We start from the raw sequence: 5,423 nt of genomic DNA on the forward strand, positions 1-5,423 counted from the left end.
TGCTCGCCGATGTTGATGAGCACGAACGGCACCGCCACGCTCCCCCGCGCTGGTCCGGTCACCGCGGCGCCGCGGACAGCCCGGCGATGCGATCCTCGTGCATCGCCGCACCGGCTTCGAGCTCGCCGATCTGCGCGACGAGGCGTTCCAGGCCGGGGGTCGCAATGCCGTGGCGCGCGGCGGTGGCGAGCACCGGCCGGTCGTGCGTGGGCACCTCGGTGGGCCGCTGGCGCACCGCGATGTCGCGCCAGATACCGCTGCGGTCCTTTGCTTGGGTACGCAGCCACGCCACGAGTGTGTCGGTGGCGGCGTCCTTCGCTGGCTCGGCGGTGCCGGCATACGGACCGGGGTCGAAGGCATCGAACGGCTCCAGTGCGACCCCCTCGGCCGAAGCCACCGCGTAGACCTCCGCGGTGAGCGCGTGCATCACCGACCGATGCCGGTCGATCAGCTCGGCCATCGGGGCATCGGCGAGCGCCGTGGCGACGAGCATGGCCCCGAAGCCGAGCTTGGACCACAGGTAGCCCGAGACGTTCGCGGTCGCCTTCGCCGGGCCCCAGGCCTGCAGGTCTTCGACGACCTCGCGGACCCGCCGGGAGTCGCTGCCGTCGAGCTCGCCGACCACGAGCGCGCCCAGGCCGCCGTCACGGATCTCGCCCGGCCCGATCACGTCGGCGAAGAGGTTGACGAACGCGCCGACCGTGCGCTCGCGCCCGACGCGGTCGGCGATCGCCGCTTCGTTCAGCCCGTTCTGCAGCGACACGACGAAGCCCTCGGCGGCCAGCCGGGGCGCGATCCAGTCCAGCGCGCGTCCGGTGGCCTGCGCCTTGACCGCCACCAGGACGCGCTCGACCGTGCCGGGCTCGCCGTCGTCCGGCGTGCCGGCCCCCGCCACGTTCGCAACGGTGCGGTTTGCGCCCCGCACCACGACGATCCCGTCCTCGCGGATGCGGCGGACATGCTCGGAGTCGGTGTCGACGACGGTGACATGGTGGCCCGCCCTGGCGAGGTGGTGGCCGAGCGTGCCGCCGATCGCTCCGGCCCCGACGACCACATAGCTTCGCGACCGGTCGTCGGGAGACTGCGTCGTCAGGATCAGGTGCTCCTTGTCGGTCAGGCCTCTGCGCGCTGCAGGGCCGTGATGGATGGGTGGTGGACGGGCAACGCGGAGGTCCCCGCGGAGGCGCCGCCGTCGACGCGCAGCACGGCACCGGTGACGAAGCCCGCCTCCGCGCCCGCGAGCCAGACGACGGCTGCCGCGATCTCGTCGGGACGGCCGGGACGGCCGGTGGGGTTGACCGAGACCGCGGCGGCGTACTCGTCGGTGACCGGGTTGACGGGGCTGTCCACCTCGATGAATCCGGGGGCGACGGCGTTGACCCGGATCCCGCGGTCGGCGAACTCGACGGCACACGCCTTGGTCGCCATCTCCAGCGCAGCCTTCGAGGTGCAGTAGTGGGCCGCGCCGGGTCGCGCCCTGGTGGCCGCCCCCGAACTGATGTTGACCACGGCGGCGGGTCGTCCCGCGCGCGCCACCGCCACGGTCAGCAAGACCGGTGCGCGCACGTTGACGTGCTGAACACGGTCCCACTGCGCGGCCGTCATGTCGTCCAGGCGGGTGGCCGGGTAGATGCCGGCGGCGTTGACGAGCACGTCGACGGGGCCGGCCAAGCGCTGCGCCGCCGCGACGATCTCGCCGCAGCGCTCGTCGCTCAGGTCGGCGACGAGCGCGTGGGCGGTGCCTCGGCCACCGGCGAGGCCCGCCATCGCGGCGTCGAGCTCGACACCGCGAGCATCGACTCCGGTGACGGTGTCACCACGGGTGGCGAAGGCCTCCGCCACCGCCAGCCCGATACCACCGGCGGCGCCCGTGACCAGCACGTGCCGGGCGCTCACAGGAGCTCCCGACCCTTGGTCTCCGGCATCGTCGCGTAGACCGCGACCCCGATCAGCGCCGCCGTCGCGACGTAGAGCCAGACGAAGCTACCGAGACCGTTCGTGCTCATCCAGGTGGTGATGTAGGGCGCGGTGCCACCGAAGAGCGCAACGGCGAGTGCGTAGGGCAGGCCGATCCCGGTGCTACGCACCTCCGCCGGGAACTGCTCGGCCATCACGACCGCGCAGTTCGCCGAGTAGCCGGCCAGGAACGTCACCCCGACCAGCTCCACGACCAGCAGCGGCCAGAAGCCTCCGAGTGCGAGCAGCTGGAACGCCGGGTAGGCGAGCACCACGAACCCGGCCGCGAACACGAGCAGCGTGACCTTGCGGCCGAACCGGTCCGACAGTAGCGCCACGAACGGCAGCAGGCAGAGGAAGTAGGCGATCGCGATGGTGTTGGCCAGCAGCGCGTCGCGCAACGGGATGCCGGTGGCGGCGTGCGCGTATCCGGGCATGTAGCTGATCCACACGTAGTACGTGAGGGTGCCGGCGATCGTGATTCCGGCGACGCGCAGCGCCGCCCCCGGGTGTTCGGTGAACACGCCGATGAGCGGGTTACGGCGGGCCGTACGGCCCTGCGCGGAGGCGGTGCGGAAGCTCTCGGTCTCCTCTACGCCGACCCGCAGCCACAGCCCCACCAGTCCGAGCAGGCCGCCGATGCCGAACGCGAGGCGCCAGCCCCAGCTCTGCATCGCCGCCTCGCTGAGCGTGGAGGTGAGCACGAAGCCCATCAGCGATGCGATCAATGCGCCCGCCCCGACCGAAACCTGCTGCCACGACCCCGCGAAGGCCCGGCGCCGGGGCGCCGCGGACTCGACGAGGAAGGAGGACGAGGAGCCGAACTCGCCGCCCGCCGAGAAGCCCTGCACGAGCCGGGCCAGCAGTAGCACCACCGGCGCCGCGATCCCGATCGCCTCGTAGGTCGGGCAGATCGCGATCACGAACGCCGCTCCGGCCATCAGCCCGATGGTGAGCACCAGGCCCTTCTTGCGGCCGTGCCGGTCGGCGTAGGCACCGAGCAGCGCACCGCCGATCGGGCGCATGACAAATCCGACCGCGAACACGGCCAGCGTCGACAGCAGCGCCACCGCGGGATCCCCCTTGGCGAAGAACTGCGAGGCGAAAACGGGCGCGAGCGTGCTGTAGACGGCCCAGTCCACCCATTCGACGGTGTTGCCGATCGAGCCGGCGATGATCGCCTTGCGCTGCTTCCCGGTCAGCCGGGTCTCCGACTGCGTGGCTGCTGCCCCGGCGGCGGCCTCGGTCATGAGGTGTTGCCCGAGGTCGGGTCGGGGTGGGTCGTCCCGATCTGGGCGTGGGCGATGTCGGCGATCTGCGCGTGGGTGGCGAACCAGACGTCGCGGTGGCTCGCGATGTGGGCCAGCAGTTCGCGGAGCACCAGCAGCCGGGACCTGTGCCCGATGACGTGCGGATGCAGGGTGAGCTGGAAGAGCCCGCCCTCGGCGTGCGCGGCGTCGAACTCGTCGCGCCAGATCTCGAGCAGGGCCCTCGGTGGCGTGTAGGGGCGCAGCGCGCCGTAGCGCTCCATCATCAGGTAGGGCGCGTCGTCGCGGATCCACTCGACGGGGATCTCCACGATCCCCGTCGGCCTGCCGTCCGCGACCAGCTCGTAGGGCTCGTCGTCGGCCATCAGCGACGAGTCGTAGCGCAGGCCGAGCGCCTCGATGATGGCCAACGTGTGGTCGGAGAAATCCCAGCTCGGGGTGCGGATCCCGACCGGACGGACACCGCCGAGCTTCTCCAGCGTCTCCAGCGAGCGGCCGGTGAGGTCCATCTCGTGCTCACGGGAGAGCGTCATGTTGCGCTCGTGGATCCAGCCGTGCACGCCGACCTCGTGACCGCCCGCCACATAGGCCTGCACCTCATCGGGATGGAGCAGCGCCGAGACCGCGGGCATGAAGAAGCTGGCGGGAACTCCGTATTCGGCCAGCAGCGCAAGGATCTTCGGCACGGCGACCCTGGCGCCGTATTCGCCCTGCGCGAGCTTTCCGGGGCGGGTCTCCCCGTCGCGCAGCGGGATCGTCTCGTGATCGGGGTCGAAGGAGATCGCCACCGCGGCCCTCGCCCCGTGCGGCCAGCCGGCGGGGATCAGGCTCGCACCGGCCCGTACCCGCTCGACATGGCCGCGCCAGGTGGGTTCGTCCCACTGCCACGGTTCGGTCGTCCGGCCGTTCTCATCGGTCATCAGATCGCTCTCCGCTCCGGGCGCCGTCGGCGGTGACGCGGACCCAGGCGCAGTTGAGCGTGTGCGCCTGCCGCGTCCTATCGGCGGTGCGGACTCCCGGTAACGCACCGACCACACCGGGCCAGTATTGGTAGAGATCGCCGTAGCTGGGAAGTACCCCGGGCAGGCACAGGTTGAACCGTCCGGTGGTGGCGGATCAGTCGCTCGTACTGCAGGTGGTCGCCCCCGGGTAACCGCACCCGGCCTGCTCCGCCACCCAGCCCAGCTGTGGCAGACCCTGGTCGAACATCACCGCGAACTCGTCGGCTCTTGGCCGGACGAGTAGGACTGAGCCCGCCGGGTATCCCGACGTGGTGGGGGCCGAACGGTGGGAGGGCTGGTGAAACCGACAGCGACAACACCGACGCGGTCTCCGGAGCGGGCCGGTAGGCGGCCCCGCCATGACGAGGCGGCCCGGCTGCTGGTCGACTATCTCGGCGCGGTCATCGCCGCGCTGGACGGCGAAGGGTTGTCAGTCACAGGGATTCGGATGGGTTGCGGGGCGACCCTGCATGCTCGACTAGCGCTGGCCCGGACCGGACCACGCGCGTCGGGGGCGCCCGACCGCATGCCCGGGGCCATCACCTTGATGTGGGCGGAGGACCTGGGCTGGTCACTGTCACACACCCAGCTGCGCGACAGCCGCGCCGGGTGGCGTTATCTGCCCGGTGGGCTAGCACCGAGCCCGGCAACAGTGGCCGGGTTCGTCACAAACGCGCTGTCCCACCGGGTCGACCCCGCGACGGGCTCACCCAGCCCGGTCGGCCACCACGGGCAACACCTGGCACCGTTGATCGACGCCCTAGCCCACCACAGCCTGGTCACCACGACAGTGAAGCCAGCCAGGATTGACCAGGGATCGGGCACGGTCGGGGTTGCCCCGTAGTGCCCGCGCAGGTCACGCGGGCCGCGGATCTATCCGGTCGGGCGCTGGCCGGACCGCCGGTCAGGCCTCGGACAGCACGACCAAGGTGTCGGGGTGAACACCGTCGAACTTCATCGCGTCGGCCCCGACTTCAGAACCCATGATCTCCTGGAAGGCGTCCATGTCGGGGATCCAGGATCAGCCCGACCTGCTTCGACTCCGCTGCGCCCCGGAACACACGGATCGTGATGCCCAGCGGCCCGAAGACCTCCGCCCGCTTCGGCGAGCTCACCCAGTGGTCGACATCGTCAACGTCGTGGACTACAAGATACGTTGCCATGGGGCATCGTCCGTCCTGCGGCCTCGGCCGCGTGC

At 71.2% G+C, this 5,423-nt stretch carries 5 protein-coding genes; 1 reads left to right on the forward strand and 4 read right to left on the reverse strand.

Features of this window, described 5'->3' with window-relative positions:
- Positions 1-58: 58 nt before the first annotated feature.
- Genes VGH85_10975 through VGH85_10990 form a run of 4 tightly spaced genes read right to left on the reverse strand, consistent with a single transcriptional unit; the run spans position 59 to position 4,144 of the window.
- On the reverse strand, positions 59-1,054 hold the full coding sequence (locus tag VGH85_10975; GenBank protein ID HEY2174322.1) for a 2-dehydropantoate 2-reductase: 996 nt from the start codon (positions 1,052-1,054) through the stop codon (positions 59-61).
- Positions 1,055-1,113: 59 nt separating this feature from the next.
- On the reverse strand, positions 1,114-1,896 hold the full coding sequence (locus VGH85_10980; protein ID HEY2174323.1) for an SDR family oxidoreductase: 783 nt from the start codon (positions 1,894-1,896) through the stop codon (positions 1,114-1,116).
- The gene (locus tag VGH85_10985) at positions 1,893-3,206 is read right to left on the reverse strand and encodes an MFS transporter (GenBank protein ID HEY2174324.1); all 1,314 of its coding nucleotides are present in this window, start codon (positions 3,204-3,206) and stop codon (positions 1,893-1,895) included. The genes VGH85_10980 and VGH85_10985 overlap by 4 nt, the downstream gene beginning before the upstream one ends.
- A complete protein-coding gene (locus VGH85_10990) occupies positions 3,203-4,144 on the reverse strand; it encodes a polysaccharide deacetylase (protein ID HEY2174325.1) in 942 nt (313 codons plus the stop codon). The genes VGH85_10985 and VGH85_10990 overlap by 4 nt, the downstream gene beginning before the upstream one ends.
- A gap of 379 nt (positions 4,145-4,523) precedes the next feature.
- Between VGH85_10990 and VGH85_10995 the strand changes: the two genes are divergently transcribed.
- Complete coding sequence (locus VGH85_10995; GenBank protein HEY2174326.1) at positions 4,524-5,069, forward strand: DUF6292 family protein; 546 nt, start codon at positions 4,524-4,526, stop codon at positions 5,067-5,069.
- The last annotated feature ends 354 nt before the right edge of the window (positions 5,070-5,423 follow it).

The sequence above is a fragment of the Mycobacteriales bacterium genome (assembly GCA_036497565.1).
Taxonomy (GTDB): Bacteria; Actinomycetota; Actinomycetes; order Mycobacteriales; family QHCD01; genus DASXJE01.

Bases quoted from the DNA above. Each gene is read 5' to 3' on its own strand.
- VGH85_10985 (HEY2174324.1), bottom strand. From the start codon at position 3,206: ATGACCGAGGCCGCCGCCGGGGCAGCAGCCACGCAGTCGGAGACCCGG.
- VGH85_10990 (HEY2174325.1), bottom strand. From the start codon at position 4,144: ATGACCGATGAGAACGGCCGGACGACCGAACCGTGGCAGTGGGACGAA.